This is a genomic window from Chryseobacterium glaciei (genome assembly GCF_001648155.1).
Classification (GTDB): Bacteria; Bacteroidota; Bacteroidia; order Flavobacteriales; family Weeksellaceae; genus Chryseobacterium; species Chryseobacterium glaciei.
In genome coordinates, this window is the sequence record NZ_CP015200.1 from 1 (window position 1) to 16,553 (window position 16,553).

The 16,553-nt window shown below is 40.5% G+C and carries 10 protein-coding genes and 3 pseudogenes; 7 read left to right on the forward strand and 6 right to left on the reverse strand.

The annotated features are described in order from the left end of the window. Positions 1-73 precede the first annotated feature (73 nt). From A0O34_RS22865 to A0O34_RS22875, 3 genes and pseudogenes are all read left to right on the forward strand, one after another. Positions 74-457 (forward strand): DNA topoisomerase, encoded by a 384-nt coding sequence (locus tag A0O34_RS22865; protein ID WP_066759926.1) that lies wholly within the window; start codon positions 74-76, stop codon positions 455-457. Further along, positions 441-1,417 (forward strand): annotated as a pseudogene (locus A0O34_RS22870) (DNA topoisomerase). Before A0O34_RS22865 ends, A0O34_RS22870 begins: the two are co-directional and overlap by 17 nt. Continuing rightward, entirely contained in the window at positions 1,407-1,568 is a 162-nt protein-coding gene (locus tag A0O34_RS22875; protein WP_418219378.1) for a hypothetical protein, read from the forward strand. Before A0O34_RS22870 ends, A0O34_RS22875 begins: the two are co-directional and overlap by 11 nt. Positions 1,569-1,716: 148 nt before the next feature. On the opposite strand, the gene A0O34_RS21905 is transcribed toward A0O34_RS22875, so the two are convergent. Then, positions 1,717-1,893: a histone H1 gene (locus tag A0O34_RS21905; protein ID WP_066749871.1), complete on the reverse strand. Its 177-nt coding sequence runs from the start codon at positions 1,891-1,893 to the stop codon at positions 1,717-1,719. Between the two features lie 143 nt (positions 1,894-2,036). Here A0O34_RS21905 and A0O34_RS21910 point away from each other — a divergent pair. Next, positions 2,037-2,472, forward strand: a pseudogene (locus A0O34_RS21910) (DUF1896 domain-containing protein). Further along, positions 2,459-7,844, forward strand: a pseudogene (locus A0O34_RS21935) (N-6 DNA methylase). Before A0O34_RS21910 ends, A0O34_RS21935 begins: the two co-directional pseudogenes overlap by 14 nt. A gap of 37 nt (positions 7,845-7,881) precedes the next feature. Here the strand turns inward: A0O34_RS21935 and A0O34_RS21940 are convergent. Beyond that, entirely contained in the window at positions 7,882-8,238 is a 357-nt protein-coding gene (locus A0O34_RS21940; protein ID WP_066759942.1) for a response regulator, read from the reverse strand. A 387-nt stretch (positions 8,239-8,625) separates the two neighbouring features. Between A0O34_RS21940 and A0O34_RS21945 the strand changes: the two genes are divergently transcribed. Together A0O34_RS21945 and A0O34_RS21950 are read left to right on the forward strand one after the other, a co-directional pair. Next, positions 8,626-8,832 (forward strand): hypothetical protein, encoded by a 207-nt coding sequence (locus tag A0O34_RS21945; RefSeq protein ID WP_157886129.1) that lies wholly within the window; start codon positions 8,626-8,628, stop codon positions 8,830-8,832. A 280-nt stretch (positions 8,833-9,112) separates the two neighbouring features. Further along, positions 9,113-9,745 (forward strand): TetR/AcrR family transcriptional regulator, encoded by a 633-nt coding sequence (locus A0O34_RS21950; RefSeq protein WP_066759950.1) that lies wholly within the window; start codon positions 9,113-9,115, stop codon positions 9,743-9,745. 449 nt (positions 9,746-10,194) lie between these two features. Here the strand turns inward: A0O34_RS21950 and A0O34_RS21955 are convergent, their stop codons facing one another. The 4 genes from A0O34_RS21955 to A0O34_RS22490 form a co-directional block, all read right to left on the reverse strand. Next, on the reverse strand, positions 10,195-11,088 hold the full coding sequence (locus tag A0O34_RS21955) for a PorP/SprF family type IX secretion system membrane protein (RefSeq protein WP_228394395.1): 894 nt from the start codon (positions 11,086-11,088) through the stop codon (positions 10,195-10,197). An 84-nt stretch (positions 11,089-11,172) separates the two neighbouring features. Beyond that, entirely contained in the window at positions 11,173-15,420 is a 4,248-nt protein-coding gene (locus tag A0O34_RS21960) for a gliding motility-associated C-terminal domain-containing protein (RefSeq protein ID WP_157886130.1), read from the reverse strand. 110 nt (positions 15,421-15,530) lie between these two features. Then, positions 15,531-15,983 carry a hypothetical protein gene (locus A0O34_RS21965; protein ID WP_157886131.1) on the reverse strand — a complete coding sequence of 151 codons (453 nt, stop codon included), beginning with the start codon at positions 15,981-15,983 and terminating at the stop codon, positions 15,531-15,533. A gap of 34 nt (positions 15,984-16,017) precedes the next feature. Continuing rightward, on the reverse strand, positions 16,018-16,179 hold the full coding sequence (locus tag A0O34_RS22490; RefSeq protein WP_157886132.1) for a hypothetical protein: 162 nt from the start codon (positions 16,177-16,179) through the stop codon (positions 16,018-16,020). Between the last annotated feature and the right edge of the window lie 374 nt (positions 16,180-16,553).

Sequence of the window (16,553 nt, forward strand, 5' to 3'; positions counted from 1 at the left end):
TATTCATTGGGTAGGGTGCAGACTCCAACCTTAGCTTTGATCTGCAAACGATTTATAGAGAAATAAAAATTTTTTGGTTCAGAAATACTGGCAGATACAACTGCAACATAGCAAGGAGTCTATAGATTTTAAAAGTATTTCTCAAACCAGGTGGGATGATCGAAAGAAAGCTGAGGATTCGCTAAAATTGATCCTTAAAAGTGGAACGGCCAAGGTCAGTACTATTGACACCAAAAAAGTTTCAGAACAGGCTCCCTTGTTGTTTGATTTAACAGGTCTCCAAAAGGAATGCAATAAGAAGCTGAATCTCTCCGCTGAAGAAACGCTCAATATAGCGCAAAGCCTTTATGAAAAACAGTTCATTACTTATCCGCGCACAGGGAGCTGCTATATTCCCGAAGATGTCTGGGCGAAAATTCCACATTTAATCAAATCACTGAATGACCGTAAGACTTAACCGAAGCCGTTTCAAAATTAAAGTGGGGAACTTTAATAAAAGGATCGTTAATGATTTAAAGGTAACCGACCATCATGGTTTACTCGTTACGGATAAAGTTCCTTCTGCTTTGGTGGGAAACGAATCTGCTGTTTACGATATGATCGCCGTTCGTCTGCTGGAATCAGTTTGCCAGCCCTGCAAAAAGGAAATTACCACGATCAGCACAGAGGTTCTTCATTACGAATTTTCTTCAAAAGGAATTGTGATTAAAGAACCGGGTTGGCGTATCATCCAAGGAAACTTTAGTGATGAAAGTGAAGATGCTGCAGAGCCTCTTCCATATTTAAAATAGGTGATAATCTAATCATACAGGAAGCTGACGCGATAGCAAAACAGACCAAAGCACAACCCCTATATACCGAGGCAAGTCTTCTGTCCGCTATGGAAAATTGTGGAAAGGAAATTGAAAATGTGGAAGAACGCAAAGCATTGCAAAACGTAGGTATTGGTACACCGGCAACCCGGGCTGCAATTATTGAGACTTTATTTAGCCGTGATTATATTAAACGTGAAAAAAAAACACTTTTTCCAACAGAAAAGGGACTTAAAGTGTATGACTTTATCAAGGAAAAGAAAATTGCTGATGCGGCTATGACGGGTGAATGGGAACTTGCTTTACAAAAGATTGAAAACGGAGAGGCTAGTGCAGAAGATTTTCAATTAGAAATTGAAAATTATACGAGGTCCATTACCGAAGAATTGTTATCAGTTTCTCTAAATACTGAAAACCTGCCTGATTTAATTTGTCCGAAATGTAAGACCATGCATTTGCTCATTAGGGACAAGATCGTTAAATGTCCTGATGCGGTTTGTAACTGGATTTTATTTCGCAGCATCTGTGGGGTACAGTTAAATGTAAAGAAGTTGAAAACCTTGTTAATAAGGAAAGACTACGCTTCTAAAAGGAATGACAAGTAAGGCGGGGAAGAAATTCGATGCACGGATCGTATTGAATGAACAGACAGAAACAGCTTTTGAATTTGATAAGAAACAGATTTCACAAAAAATAATCCGCAAAACTTCGTTAAGGGGTAAACAATCGCTAAATTCTACGCTGAACGATAGGTAGGAAAGATTTGCTGAAGAGAAAATATTGGTTAGCACTCGAAAAAAAAGTAAGTGTTTCAAGAGGTTTGAAGTTTTGACAGGCAATCAATTTTATTGATCCCGTGTAGTTTTGAAAAGAAGAAATCCCTGTTTTACGACAGGGATTGTTTTTACTTTTTAGCTTCATCAACAGAAACCTTTCTGAATTCCTTAAATAGCTTACTTAGTTCCAGAGCCGATTTACGGGCTCTTGTACCGGCTGCCTTGTTTCCTTTTTCAGCCTGTAAATCAGCATCTGCTTTGAATTTTTCCAGCTCTGCACTGATTTTTTCCAATAACTCTTTCATTGTATTTTTCTAATAATGAGCTGCTAAAGTAGGAATTATAACCTATTCAAGTCAATAATAACCTGTAAAAATGAAAGCCCAATTACCAATTGGAGTGATGCCTTCCCAATTAAAAATAACAATTAAAAAAAATAGAATATTTTATGAAAACAACAACAAACGACCTTTCGTATTTCACCTTAAGATTGCAGGAACATATTAATAGCAGTTTTCCGGAATTATCAGGAGACAGAACCTTTATTTCGCGCCGTTCCTCGCTCGCTGCCAGTGCCTATGAAGGAGCATTTCTTTCAGGAAATTCGATTGAGCAGTGCAATGAAATTGGGATTTCATCTTATTTGAGAACCTGCATTTTTCAAAATTCGATATGGTATTGCGTGTAGTCTGCAATGAGTTCGACACGATTATGGCTGATGAGGCGCTGCGGCCATTTGCTTTACAAATGTTCCCGGTTTGTGAATCTGTCTTTAAAGGGTATGAGCTGACTGATGATTTGCCTATAGTATCGCATATGATGTATTGTATACAGAATTAACGGGCACGATTCAAATCTGGATTGAAGAGAATGGGCTTCAATAAGAAGGAGCATCTTCGCCAGAACATTGATGCTTTAAAAGTTGTCTTTCAGTTAGAGAGGGAGAAACGCCCGGCTACACAAAGAGAGCAGAAACTTTTACTTGAGTACAGCGGATTTGGCGGGTTGAAATTTATCCTCAATCCGGTGGAAAATGAGATCGATGTTAACCATTGGCGAAAAACAGAACATGATCTTTTTCCGCTCACGCAGCAGCTTCATCAGCTTCTCAAAAGTAATGCCTGGATGAAAAACAGTACCGCCGCTATGTAGATAGCATGCGGAGTTCTGTGTTATCTGCCTTTTATACCCCCGGAAATAATTGATGCGCTCGCGGACAGTTTAGACAGCAGTGGGGTAAAAATCCAAAATTTTTTGGAACCATCGGCCGGAATCGGTGCCTTTCTAAATTCTTTTTCCCGCCAAAACATAGGCAGTGTTACTGCGTATGAAAAGGATCTGCTTACAGGAAAGGTGCTAACACAACTGTATCCTGATTGTAATATTCATACATCGGGTTTTGAAGAGATTCCTGACAGTGAAAAGAAAAGTACGATGTTGTTGCCAGCAATATACCTTTTGGCGATACTTCTGTTTTTGACCTGTCTTTTTCAAGAGGGAGACGAGGCCAAGAAACAGGCCACAAGAAGTTCATAATTATTTTTTCTCAAAGGAAGCGATATGCTGCGTGATGGCGGTATACTGGCATTTATTACCTCACAGGGTGTACTCAACAGCCCGAAGAATGAACCAATCCGCAGGGCATTGATGAGAAATTGTAATTTGGTTTCTGCGGTGCGTTTACCCAACAATCTTTTTACGGAACATGCCGGAACAGAGGTTGGCAGTGATCTGATCATTCTTCAAAAGAACAGTTTAAAAACGGTTAAGCGAAGCGGAAGAATTGTTTTGTGAAAGCAGATTAACAGAATACCAAACGACAGGTAATGCCTTTTTTCATGATAATAAAAGGATCATACATACATCCAGTGTGCTGGTACAGATCCTTACGGACACCTGCACTGATCTACACTCACAAAGATGGTGTGGGGGGCATTGCAGGTGACTTAAAAGTAATGCTTTCGGAAGACTTCCGGGATCATTTCAATCTGGGATTATATCAAGGTGTACAAAATGAAAAATCTTTTGTACAGGTTTCGGCTACGCCAAAATAACACCTCCTGTCACGGAAACCGTTACTACAAAAAAGGAAAAACAGGATGGGGGTACCCTACTTATATTCCTGCAAAAAGTGAAGTACAATTGAGTTTGTTTGATCTGTTTGAAAATGAGGGATCAGCGATAGACATCGCAAAAAATGCCAAAACAAAAAAGTCACCGGTTCAACAAAAGAAAACCACAATAAAGAAAAAAACATTCCGTGACCGTGCCCGTCAGGGGATTTTATTTAGTGCAACCATGCAGGTGCAGGATATTTCTGCGAAGACTACGGGTACAAGCCCTGTCAATAACAATCAGCAGATAAATAGTAAGTCAAAGACTTCGCTTGGCGATCTGTTCTCAGTTAATGCTAATACCCAAAATGAAACGGGCTTGTAATGAAAAGCTTCCTCAGCCTGGAATGTATACCGGAACGATCCGGTCTTTCCATCGAAACGACTGCCTGGTGACGATCATGGACAGGTCGGTTATCTGAAAGATCTTAATAAAGAAAAGAAAAGCCATGTTCCATCCATTATCACTACCAACTGCCCAGAAAGCAAAAGCAGAAGCCTATATTTTGGTAAGGGATACCTACATCGATCTACGAAAAGGAAGCAGAAAGCAGACCGAACATAAGCCGGAAAGAGAAACCCTAAATAAGCTGTATGATGCGTTTATAAAACGATACGGCAATCTGAACGCTGCCGAAAACATCAAGCTCATCAAGACCGACGCTGCCGGCAAAGAAATCCCTTATCTGGAGCGGGTAGTGGGTGGGGTGGTACATAAAGCGGATATTTTTCACCGCCCGGTCAGTTTTTCTACCACAACACTGGCTACCAATAATCCTGATGAAGCATTGGCTGCATCATGAACCGATACGGGAACGTGAATTTGTTTATATGTCGCAGATCAGCGATATGGCTGCTGAAGATTTGAAAGGTGCATTACACGGCCGTATCTTCTATAATCCATGACGCAAGAGTATGATATTTCAGAAAGGTGGGTTTCGGGTAATGTGGTAGAAAAAGCCAAAGAATTGGAAGCTTATTTAGATCATCATCCGGATGATAAAGAAGCAAAAGAAAGTCTTGCTGCATTGCAAGAAGCAAAACCCCGGCAGATTGAATTTGAAGAATTGGATTTCAATCTCGGTGAACGTGGATACCTACCGGCATCTATGAACGATTCGCTTCGCACCTTTTTGATACTGAGGTTCGTATTCATTATACTGAAAACACCGATGACTTTTCTATTAAGTGCGATCAAAAGAATGCGCATATAAGGGATAAATATGCCATTAAATCAGAAAGCCGGACTTATGATGGTATTACACTGCTCAAAAATGCACTAGTTAATACGACTCCGGATATTACGAAGAAGGTAACAATTGGTGACCAGGAAGTGAAAGTTCGGGATATGGAAGCCATTCAGATGGCTAACAGCAAAATAGACGAGATCCGTAAAGCCTTTACTGATTGGCTTCATGATCAGAATGATGAATTTAAAAAACGTTTGACTGCTAAATACAACGATACCTTCAACTGTTTTGTACGCCGCAGTACGACGGAAGCCATCAGGACTTTCCGGGGTTAGATAGAAAAGCATTGGGTATCGAGGATCTGTACTCAAGCCAAAAAGATGCCGTTTGGATGATAAAACTTAATAATGGGGCCATATGTGACCATGAAGTAGGTGCCGGAAAAACCCTATCATGTGTACCGCAGCGCAGGAAATGAAACGCTTGGGACTGGCTCATAAACCCATGGTGATCGGACTCAAAGCCAATGTCCATGAAATTGCAGAAATCTACCGTACCGCCTATCCCCATGCAAAGATCTTATATCCGGGAAAAGAAGACTTTACGCCCCAAAAAGATTACGAATATTTGGTGATATCAAGAATAATGACTGGGATTGCATCATTCTTACCCATGATCAGTTTGGTATGATCCCCAATCGCCCGAACTGCAAAAGGAAATTCTACAGATAGAATTAAATAGTGTAGAAGAGAACCTTCTGCCTTGCAAGCTCAGGGCAGTGAAATTTCGAGAGCCATGCTCAAAGGCGTTTTGATCCGAAAACAAAATCTGGAGGTTAAGCTTAAAACGCTGGAACACGATATCGAAAACCGCAAGGATGATGTGGTGGATTTTAAGATGATGGTATTGATCATTTATTGGTAGATGAAAGCCATAGGTTTAAAAATCTGATGTTTAACACCCGTCATGACCGTGTTGCAGGGCTTGGAAACATGCAGGGAAGCCAAAAAGCACTCAATCTACTCTTTGCCATTCGTACTATTCAGGAAAGAACCGGTAAAGATATGGGAGCAACCTTTCTCTCTGGACTACAATCAGTAATTCATTGACAGAATTGTATTTACTCTTTAAATACCTACGCCCGCAGGCGTGGAAAAGCAGGGTATTACCTGTTTTGATGCCTGGGCAGCGATCTACGCCAGGAAACCACCGATTATGAATTTCGGTAGCCAATAATATTGTACAAAAAGAACGCTTTCGTTATTTTATCAAAGTGCCTGAGCTGGCTCAGTTCTACTCTGAGATCACCGATTACCGTACGGCAAAGGACATCGGGATCGACCGACCAGAGAAGAACGAGATCCTGTATAATATTCCTCCAACGCCGCAGCAGGAAGCGTTCATCAAAAAGCTGATGGAGTTTGCGAAAACAGGGAATGCAACATTGCTTGGAAGAGCTCCCTTATCTAAAAGTGAGGAAAAGCCAAAATGCTGATTGCTACGGATTATGCCCGTAAGATGTCGTTAGACATGCGAATGATCAGCCAAGAATATGAGGATCATCCCGATAGTAAGGCTTCACACTGCGCTGCTACTATTGCTAAGTATTATAAAAAGTTCAATGCCCAAAAAGGAACCCAATTTGTATTTTCTGATCTGGGCACCTATAAACCGGAGGTCTGGAATGTGTATTCTGAGATCAAGCGCAAGCTGGTCGAAGATCATGGTATTCCTGCTCAAGAGATCCGGTTTATTCAGGAAGCGAAGAACGATACACAGCGCAGGGAGTTCATTCGATGGATGAATGAAGGAAAGATACGGGTGCTGTTCGGGTCAACCGATATGCTGGGCACGGGGGTCAATGCTCAGAAAAGAGCGGTGGCGATTCATCATCTGGATACTCCTTGGCGGCCAAGTGATCTGGCTCAACGGGATGGCCGGGCCATTAGAAAAGGCAATGAGATCGCGAAATTCTTTGCAGAAAACATCGTGGACGTTATTATTTATGCGGTAGAAAAATCGCTGGACAGTTATAAATTTAACCTGCTTTATAATAAGCAGTTGTTTATTGACCAGCTTAAAAACAATAGCCTTGGAAAGCGTACCATTGATGAAGGCAGCATGGACGAGAAATCGGGCATGAACTTTTCAGAATATGTAGCGATCCTCTCCGGCAATACGGAATTACTGGAAAAAGCGAAGCTAGAAAAACAGATTGCAGGCCTGGAGAGTGAAAGACAGGCATTCAACCGCTCTAAGTTTACCTCAAAATACAAATTGGAAGATATGACTGCAACCGTAGAGGCTATCAAATCAAGACTGGATCGGATGAAGCTGGATTGGAACAATTTGGAGAAAAGGCTAGAGAAAAATCAGGATGGAGTCGTGTTAAATCCCATTAAGCTCCTGGGGCTTGCTGCGGATGCAGAGGTAAAACATGTCGGGATGACACTGGGTGAAATTTCAAAAAAAGCAAGAACGGGTGGAGAATACGAAGAGATAGGCAGTCTGTACGGTTTTACCTTGCTGGTCAAAACTGAGATTTCTAAGAAAGAGGATACGGAAATTAAACTTAATAAATTTTTCGTGATGGGTGAAAGCAATATCAAGTACACGTATAACAATGGAATGATGGCCTCAGAACCAAAATTGGCGGCAATGAACTTTTTAAGTGCCCTGGAAAAAATACCGGGATTGATGCGGGAGGAACAAAAGAAAGCTGATGAGCTTGAGAGGGATCTCCCTGTGCTTCGGGAGGTAGTAGAAAGCACCTGGTCAAAAGAACACAAACTTTCGGAACTGAAAACAGAACTTTCAGCCATGGAAAGACAGATACAGTTATCAATTGCTGATAAAGAAGAACGTGCACCCGCCCCAGAAGGTCAGGCGGTAGAAACTGACGATGATAAAAATAAAGAAATGAATGCACCGCATATTAAAGTGAAATTGTAATGATCAACTCATTAGGAACAACTTTTAATCCTATAAATTAAGCATTTTTCTTAACGACCTCAATCATTTGATCGATATCAAAAGGTTTTTCTATATAGTCATCCGCTTTGCATTCTTTTGCTTTTTTGGGTACATCGGGAGATGTAGAAGTCAGTACCGCTGATAGATCTTCCGTTTCCGTATCAGATTTTAGTTCTTCAATTACCTCTGATCCTTTCTTATTTCCCTTAATGTGGTCATCTACGATCACTACATCAGGTTTAATCTCATCAATGTTATCAATAGGCTTAGTTGTTAGTGATGGAGTAACATCATAACCTTCTTCCGTCAATACATGATCCATGATATCCAGTATATCTTGATTATCCTGAATAAGAACAACTTTCTTTTTCATAAACTGTCAGTATATAATGTAAATGTATGAAAAAGAATATAGAGCGTTCGAAAAACCGATAATGGGAAAATCAGCGGCATAAAATAGTAAGAACCTTTGAATCTAATGTTAGCGTTGCACGGAAATTATTCCGGATATGTTAGTGCTAAGACTTTGTGTATTCATTAAACAACATAATAAAAAACAAATTTATTTTATTTCTCGTTGTTGTGAAATAAAATATTTATAATTGTGTCGCAATCATATTCATAACATTAAAGGGCCAGTTACTGGATTGATTATTACTGATATTGATTAACCCTGTACTTAGAAACACAATTACTAAATATTTAATATAAACTCAATTTACAAATCATGAAAAAAATTATTTTATCAGCAATTTTTGCTTTGTCAGCGGTAGCCTTTATGCCAACATCTTCCAACGCTCAAAGTAAATCAAACAACGCCATTTCCTCAAGACCAAAACAACCTACTAATGCATTGGCTGCCTGGGCGGAGGGATATGAGTATGGAATGTCACATGGTTGGGGACAGGCAGATTCTCTATACTGGGCACACGTACAGATGCAGATTTGGATTAATCACAACAGCTAAATTTGTCTTATTAAGTAGCGAGGCATTGCCGCGCTACTTAATTCAAATAAATTGGTAAAGCCAATCCCATGAAAATTCGTGGAAAAATAAAATTCTACTACTTTAATTCCAGAATGAATTGAGCCTAAAGAGTGGTGCTAAAAGTCCCTAAACCATTTCAAGGCGCCTCTATATGAGCATCCCTTTGGCATCTCCCTCCCTAAGAACTGTAAAACAAAATGGTAAGAATCTTTGAATCCCAAGGAAAAAAATGGCAATTTGCCTCTATAATTTGATGCAAATGACAAGAAAGACTACCAGTGGCCCGATCAGGGATAAGGAAAGAACTAAAATGAAGCTTTTGACCGCGGTTGGTGTGATCTTAAAGAAAGAAGGTTTTACAGGTTTAAATGTTAGCAGGGTAGCGACAAAAGCAAATCTACACCGGAAACTCATTTACGAGTATTTTGGAGGCATGGAAAATCTTGTAAAGGAGTATCTGAACAGTAGGGATTACTGGAGTATCAGCCTCGATCAGATTGATGAAATTATCGAAGAAAGTAAGAAAGACTTCGGGAAAAAAACGGCGCTTTCTCTCTTGGAAAATCAGTTTGATTCATTAATGGCCAATGAAGAAATGCGGAAAATTATCAATTGGGGACTCAGTGAGGATCTGAAACCACTCAAAGAGCTCAATAAGGAACGGGAACGTCTGGGTGAGGAGCTATTCACTAAGATCACCGACGATTATTTTAAAGATAGTGAGAAAAATATCAGGGCAATAGAAGGAATTCTGATTGGCGGTATCTATTATCTTACCCTTCAGGCCAAGATGAGCGGTGAAACAATGTGTGGCATTGACATTAATACAGTGGAAGGCCAATTAGAAATAAAGAAAACCCTCAAACAGATTATAGAATGGGCCTACTCGTAAAAAATCTCCTTGGCGAAAAATATTAATTGGGTAAACTAATTTAAAATATATTTTACTCCGTTTGGTTAGATTTTGATTGATGCTATACAGTAATTGTTTGTTGTACTTTTTTCATCTAGGGTAATTTTATACATTTGAAATAATAACTTACTTTTTTTTTTCATAATTACTTTTTTTTATTGCAACCGGAAACGAATTTCCGGTTTTTTTATGCGCTTTAACACTATTGCAAATAGTTGTATATTTGAATGAAAAAATTTATTGTAACACTTTAAGTGTTTCCCATGGAGGGTGTCTAGAAAAGACATTCTCTTTTTTTTGAGGTGTTTTTACAGTTGCCGAATTGCTCCGTTCTGTGTAGATGAAGTAGTTGTAGGGCACATTATAAGAAAAAAGCAAGAGAAATAATCTCCTGCTTCCAACCTTTATTGTATCTATTAAATTTTTATTCACTCTCTATATTTTCTGTTTAATTGATACTGCAACGCAATTTCAAATTCGCCATTGCTGTATTTTCGAAGGTCTGCGGGACCTGTCGTGTAAAGACAGAGTATCCGAAGCTGATTTTGATAGAATGTGCCGATGCCGGCGGTGACAGAGTGGGTACTGTGATACATGGCACTCATCATCAATTTATTTTCAAAGCAGATAAATTCTCCCCCGATATCTACCATGTCTTTGTAATTTTCGACACCACGATACACTGCTTTGGGCTCAATGGTGAAATTTGGGTTAGTGAATTTATAACTTACCGCAGCCATATACAATGAGCGGTCAATAGTATTTCTTCGGAGATCCCTGTTTAAAAATCGTTTTACATTAGGCAAGGCTCCCTGAACGGTTAACCGCTCGTTTCTGTAGGCAATCCCGAAATCTCCGTCTGCATACCACCTGCGGGCATTAAATTGCTGGAGACTTAGGTCGGTAGGATCACCAATAACCTTGTCATAATCGATCCATTCATTCATAATACCACCGGAAATTCCAAAATCCAAAAAACTCTGATTGTCATTTAACGCTAAATGATAGGCGTATGTCCCTTTTATACCGGTTCGAAGGATAACACCCGCATTTTCATTGTAAAAATTAACGCCGAGCCCAATTTTCTTTCCGACTGTTCCATAGTCAGCGGTTACCGCCTGCATGGTAGGGGCACCTTCAATTGCTGTCCATTGGACCTTGTAGCCGACATTAACTTTCCAATCCTGTTGTATTCCTGCCATGGCAGGATTTGCTAGATATTGGTTTTGAAAATACGTGCTTCCCATCGGATTAAGCTGCGCATAGGTTTTGCTCATTAGCAATATGCCTGCTGCGATCATAATATATTTTATCGTTTTCATTTCTCTTTGTTTTTAAGTAAATAGTAGGAGGGGTGAGGTAAAAAACACCTCATGCCTGCATCCTTTTTGAATAATAAATGATGATTAGTGATGATCCCTGATAATGGAAATGGTTCCCCTGATAATGCCCAGACCGTTTCCCATGTCTATCACATAGATATAGGCATCTTCATTGAGCTGTTTTCCACTCCACGTGCCATCCCAATTGTTGTTATAGCCGATTTTGCTGTACACCAAGCGTCCCGCACGGTCATAAATACTTACTTTGTTATTGGGATATTGCTCAATATTTCTGATGATCCAGGTGTCATTTTTCCCGTCTCCATTAGGCGTAACAACATTATTGGGGATTAAAGCACTTACTTCAGAAACTTCTATCAACAGATCCATTACCTCAGTGCATCCACTGGAATTGGTAACAATAGCTGTATAGGTCGCAGTTACGGAAGGCTTGATCTGAATCGTACCTGTATTCTGCCCGCTGATAATATTGGGTCCGATCCAGGCATAGCTTGTTCCTCCTGTTGCAGTCAGGGAAGCGCTTTGCCCTTTTGAAATTGCCGTTCCGGCACTGCTTGTTATTGTAATGACAGGTAAGTCATTAATGGTAATTATCGTGGTTGTTTTGGATTCTATAGAACCATCCATATACGTATACGTAATGATATAACGCCCTGCTAAACTCTTTGATAAATCAATGGTGCCGGTTAATTCATCAATTTTCAAAGCAGATGAATTGGCTGTATATTTTCCACCTGCCGGTCCTGTTCGAGCGATATTGACGGTACCAATGGCACAGTAATCCAGTAAGGGATAGTTGATTGCTGCGGGCGTAGAATTTATCCTTATTGTGGTGCTTATATTGGAAGAACAAAACCCGTTGGTAAAGGTGTAAGTAACCTGGTATAGCTGGTCTGGTACACTATGTTCCAAATCGAGGGTTCCTGTTGCAGCATCAATGATGAGTCCCACAGGAGAGGCAGTGTAAACTCCTCCGGTCTGACCAGTTTGAATTACCTCAGTGGTACCAATTGCCTGAAATTCATTTGAGCTGTAACGAATGGCAGCTGTGGGAAGTATTGGTTGCGGATTTATGGTGATGTAAACCGGTTCGCTTGTACATCCTTCCGCATTTTGAGCAGTTATTGAATATACTCCCTCGGCTAAGTCATAATGGGCGTTTATAGAATAGGTACCAGCATTAATACTATATGTTACTCTTTCCTTTGGGGTAATATCAATGCTGCCTGTTGCATGGGTACAGGTAGGCTGTGATACGGTAACTATGGGTGCGGCGAGATTTTCAAAAGTTACTTCAACTTCTTTTACAGCACTCTCGCAGGCATTATCTCCTTTAACCGTTACCCAATACGATCTTTTGGTAACGGGTGAAACCTGAAAAGTCGCACCTGTACCTAACGTATGGTGCTGCGAAACATCATCATACCAGGTAAAAAAAGGATGTATTATGGTGCTGGAAATGGATAAGGCTGCTGTTAAAATCATGCTTTTTTTTCCACTGCAATTATTTACACTTGGTGCAATAATGTCTCCTGCATCTGCTTTTGGATTAGATTGGATCACAATATCATCGGTCACTGAGCAGTTTTCACCATATTCAACTTTTATGCGGTATGTTCCGCCTGTTGAAATGGTTTGTTTAATTTCGTTTCCCAACATCTCGCCTGTGCCCGCATTGCTCCATTGAACCTTCGAATTGATCCCCGGCATAAAGGCACTGCCGTCTAAAACGATAGGAAGCTTGCTACTGCAAAGTGTTATATCCGGACCCAGTACACCGATTCCCGTTCCGGGATTAGGTTGAAAAACAATACCCGTATTATTGCCTGCATTGGTACTTTGTGGTAAAATGACAAAAGGGGTGCAGGCTGCATCGATATCTTTTATGGATATAAAGTTAAATACGGCACTGCTGTCTTTTAAACAAATACCCGCCTTACTGCCTGCAACGGTAGATTGTAGCTGCACTGTGGCGCAATTGGTACCGCTCATTTGCAGGGTCTTTTCAACGGTAATGGTTTTTCCTGCCTCAATTTGATACGTGGAATTTTTAGAAGCAAAAATTAACTCACTAACAGAAATGGCACCATACAGAGAATTGTTTTGATTCGCGGCGGCATCAAAGGTTATGGAATGATAAACGGCACCGTCTTTTCCTTTAAACTCATTGGCAGACCCGATTAGATAAATGTGGCTTGTTCCTGCATCCAAATCATCACTGGTATATGACCAGCCTTCATTGCCGTAACTTAAATAAATTCTGGAAGCGCCGAGTAGTAGAGACCGCGATTCATTGGTAGAAGCTCCGTTAAAAGAAAGAGCGGTAACGGTTTTTCCGTTTGTATTGAGCCTTCCTTTTAAGAAATTGATCCTTGAATTGGTGGTAAAGTCATCGGTAAAAGTATAACTTCCGGAAGCTGAAAAATTAACATCATAATTATTACCGACAACAGCACCATTGGTGGTGATCGTTTTCCCCTGTTCTTCGGAAAGGAAATCAATCCCTCCGTTGTGCGATAGATTAGATTGAAGCGTTATGGAACCGTAACAGGATAATGTGCCCCCAATTGTCGGTGTACCCTTTACGCCCTTCCAGGTCATATCGTGGAACGCTGCATTTCCTCTAATATTTATAATAGGACTTTCTCCTGAATACTGATTGAAGAAAACATTATCAAAACGGGTAGGGGTACAAGAACTGCCTGATGTGGCTCCATCGCTGTTGGTGGTCCAGTGCGCAGGATCGTCCCAGTTTCCACTGCCCCCGATCCAATAGAGGTTTTTTGCGGCAGGGGTTGAAAAGATCCAGCCACTGTTATTTCCCATATCTACACCTTCTGACCTATAGCTAGCTCCTCCGGTAACTGTTATACCGCTTACTCTTACATGGCTTACATGAATATCGGAAGTACATTTAATGACTGCTTTTTGGGTAGTAGAGCAGGCTGTGCCAGAAGACATACAATTATTATCAAAATCCCAGCTTCCACAGGAAGAATTGCTGATCAGCTGGTTTACAGTCTGCGTAGAACCCACCATCAAATGGCTGTTTTTATTCGTTCCAAGGGTAAGGATATTGAAAATGTTTGATCCATTAATACTGGATTCACCTGCAAAAGTTACGGTATTGAAGGTATTACCGCTGGTGGTGTCGTATCCAAATATTTTGGCAGGTAATGCGGTATTTTTAAAGTGAAGATCATTAAAGATAAGTCCAGGAGCTGATCTGAATTCGTAATTTTTCACTCCGCCACCTGATGAATTTGAAGCTGGCATTTCGCCTGTTAGATTAATGGTACTGGTCCCTGCATCCAGTTTTTTAATTGATCCGCCGTTCCAATATCCACTGATATTTAGGGTTGATGATCCTAAAATTAAAATGGGGTTTACGCCTGACGGGTCGTATTCGGACTCATAATTTTCAGCAGTAATGGTTTGGCTGCCTGTATCAAAAGTACCATTGATTACCCCGAAATTCTTTACATTAAAGGTGTCGGACAAAAGCCATTTTCCGGAGGTATTATTAAAAAATACGCCTTTGTTTGATTGATTAGCTGCACTATAATACAATTTTGTGCCATGCGTGGTGATGGTATTCCCGGAATTCCCACCATTAAAATTGACCCTCTCCACATTGAAATCCATTCCTGTCTGTAAAATGAGTGAACCTCCAATAGTAAGTGGATTTTCAAGCAGACCTTTTAAAATATGGGTATTTCCAACGACCTCTTCCCATGTCATATTATTACAGTTGGCAGGGATGTCAAGATTTACGATATAATCAGTTCCAGAATACCGGTTAAAGAAAACATTGTCAATACTGCCGGGTAAACATCCGCCACCGATACCGGAGGTACCATCCGCGCTCAATGACCAATGGGCAGGATCACTCCAATTACCTGATCCGCCGATCCAATAGAAGTTATGTGCTGTTACCGGGCTGATTGAAACATTTAAATTATTTCCCCCATCGAATCCATCGGTAACGCTTAAAGCAGCACCGGACACGTTAATATCCGTTATTTTAGCATTGGTAATTGTTGTAGGATTTAATAGATTTAATCTTGCCCTTGTACCGGATAGGTAGGAGCTGATCTCCAATAAACCGGCACACGCAGGCCCTGTAATCAAGAGTTTTTCAAGCTTAACTTCCATATTTGTTCCTAACACAAACTTCTTTGAAGCTGCCAGATTTAGTGTGGTGATCTTTAATGGAGTTGGGTTACCTGCGGGATTAATAGAACCTCCACCTGCAAAAGTTAAAGTATTAAAGGTGCATGGAGTCGTTGTACTGTATGCGACTGAAGTCAACGTTGAACTTCCTTCTGTATTGGTAAAAGCTACATTATTATAATCCAGCCCTGAATGATAATAAAAATGGGCTCCTTTTGAGAGTATATTGATTTGACTTTTACCTGCATTCAGAGTGATTGCCGGACCGCCATAACTGATATAGGCCAGTTTCGGTTAACAGTTATAATGGAATTTCCGAGCGTTAATGTGCGGGCACCTGTGCCTTTATCTAATGGACCGAAATTCTTTAGTGTTAAAGGCTGGTTGTTGGTATTTAAGTTGCCATTCGTAAAATTGAGATCATTGGCCGGACTAGAAAATTTATCATTAAGAATCCATCCCCCGATACCTGAAAAGGTAGTGTTTCCCTGAATCTTTACGTCGTTTGAGGTGAGGATATTTCCAATATTTGTACTCCTGTAATTGGTAACCGCAACCTGATAGAGCATACCCGTCTGCCAAACACTTGATCCAAAAATATTCAGTGTGTTTGATGCGTTGGCTGAATTAAATAAAGGTGTGCCCGCAACACCGTTCCAGGTGATATTGTTGCATTCGGCAGTTGTTGTATTCACGGTCACCGGAGATGCGGAAGAGATTGCGCCGGAAAATTGATTAAAAAATATTATCGTTTCTGGTGGGTAGACATCCTGCTGAAATTGATGTTCCATCGCTGTTGGTAGTCCAGTGCGAAGGATCTGTCCAATTACCGCCGCCACCGATCCAATATAAGTTTTTAGAGGAAGTCGTAAAGGTCCAGCCTGTATTCCCGCCCATGTCCAGACTGTTATTGGCTAAAAATGGTCCAGCCCCGCGGTTTTGATATTAGTAATCGCAGCGTTCGTTACCGTAATTGGATTCGGGCTTGTCAATGTTGATGCCCTTCCATATCCGGTTAACTCCCATTTGCTTTGGCAATCGGGGTATTGTCGGTTATGGAATTAATGGTCTGGTTAGCCATTTGGTATTTCCGCCATTCCCAAGCACCAGCTGATTGATTACATTTGAAGTGGAAATGCACCCCATGAAGCGAAGGTAATTTTATTGAAAGTCATGTTGCCCTGCGCGATAGATGGTCTGTTGTAACCCATCGGAATCGCTGTACTGGTAAAAGCTACATTATAATAAACATGGCCATTTTTTCCATAAAA

Bases quoted from the DNA above. Each gene is read 5' to 3' on its own strand.
- A0O34_RS22875 (WP_418219378.1), top strand. From the start codon at position 1,407: ATGACAAGTAAGGCGGGGAAGAAATTCGATGCACGGATCGTATTGAAT.
- A0O34_RS21905 (WP_066749871.1), bottom strand. From the start codon at position 1,893: ATGAAAGAGTTATTGGAAAAAATCAGTGCAGAGCTGGAAAAATTCAAA.
- A0O34_RS21940 (WP_066759942.1), bottom strand. From the start codon at position 8,238: ATGAAAAAGAAAGTTGTTCTTATTCAGGATAATCAAGATATACTGGAT.
- A0O34_RS21950 (WP_066759950.1), top strand. From the start codon at position 9,113: ATGACAAGAAAGACTACCAGTGGCCCGATCAGGGATAAGGAAAGAACT.
- A0O34_RS21955 (WP_228394395.1), bottom strand. From the start codon at position 11,088: ATGAAAACGATAAAATATATTATGATCGCAGCAGGCATATTGCTAATG.
- A0O34_RS22490 (WP_157886132.1), bottom strand. From the start codon at position 16,179: ATGGGCGGGAATACAGGCTGGACCTTTACGACTTCCTCTAAAAACTTA.